The following is a 1199-nucleotide window of genomic DNA, read 5'->3' as shown; positions in this document are numbered from 1 at the left end:
GCTCTAGGTTCACCCAGTAATACTCGGCACTAGCGAGTAGCTCCTCGCTCTGGTCAGGTGCGCGCTCAGCCTTCCAGTACCTGATCAACGCGAGCATGGTGAGCCGCGCGAGAGCCGCAACTGGCAAAAGTGGAAGTTCCGACTCGTTTATCGGCCGGCTCTGCTGATACCCGGCGACAAATGCAAAGGCATCTTGCCAAGGTTGATCCTGAGTGCGGCCGATCAGGTGCGCGACCGTATTGGCGGGGTCAAATATCACCGCGCTATGGACAGTGTCACCGAAGTCAAGGATAGCCTTCACGAAGACATCGCTATGTGGATCCACCACGACATTGTTGGGAGCGTAGTCACCGTGGATCACTTGCATCTCAAGACTGGGCAGCCTCGGCAGCACGACGTCTTCGAGGAGCTTGAAGACCCGTTGAGCCAGCAGTCGGTGCTTGGGGTCTGGTGCGTAGTCAACAAGTCCCGCCCAATGGGGAAAGTGCCTGATGTCGTAAACTAAGCTGCGCGCGGCAGCTGGATGCCGAAATGATCGCAGCGCAACGTTTAGTCGCCCGAGAATGTCCCCCGCTTTGGTTAACTGCTCAACGTTGGCTTCCATTTGCTCCCACAGCAGGCCTTCGACAAAGCAGAAGACGCTAAGTATTCGACAAGCTCCATCCCCCACGTCGATTGGGACGCTATCCCTTCGGTCAAGGGTGGGCTTGATCCGCTGGACGGGCAATGCGTGAGCGGCATCATCAAGATGGCGCATCGCTGCAATCTGCAACGCCGTAACTGGTTCAGGCTCGTCGGACGGTGACACCTTTACAAGGTATTCATTCGCTTTGGCTTTAAGCCTGAACGTTTGGCCCTTTTCACTGCCCAATCGTTCAACCTGTCCGCTGAGCCCGTAGTGCCTTTCAAGCATGTTGTTTAGCAACAAGGGGTCGATGGATTGGCTTAATGAGAGCAGGCTGCTCTCCTCCAGGAGCCGTTGCAGTGCGTCAGGTAATTTGTTCATGTTGCTGGAGCCTTAAAGCCGCTGTTTCGCTGCTATGGCAAAGGTATCAAGGAATCGAGACACATCGGCAGCGGTGAAAGCGACTGGAGGACGAACTTTCAATACGTTGCCGGCCGGGCCCGGCCGGCGGCTCAGACCTCGGGGATAGCGGCGGGCTTTGATGACGCGCTCACACCGCATAGGATAGGGCTCG

General features: G+C 56.7%; 1 protein-coding gene and 1 pseudogene. Both read right to left on the bottom strand.

Annotation, left to right across the window (positions count from 1 at the left end):
• Positions 1-1006: phosphotransferase (locus NKH05_RS32950; protein ID WP_353027101.1), on the bottom strand; the 1006-nt coding region annotated here is incomplete at its 3' end.
• A gap of 12 nt (positions 1007-1018) precedes the next feature.
• Positions 1019-1199 (bottom strand): annotated as a pseudogene (locus NKH05_RS32945) (aspartate aminotransferase family protein); the annotation flags it as partial.

This window comes from Mesorhizobium sp. M1399 (assembly GCF_040317735.1).
Lineage (GTDB): Bacteria > Pseudomonadota > Alphaproteobacteria > Rhizobiales > Rhizobiaceae > Mesorhizobium.
Note: the sequence above shows the minus strand (reverse complement) of the source record. Positions and strands in the feature narration are given on the sequence as shown.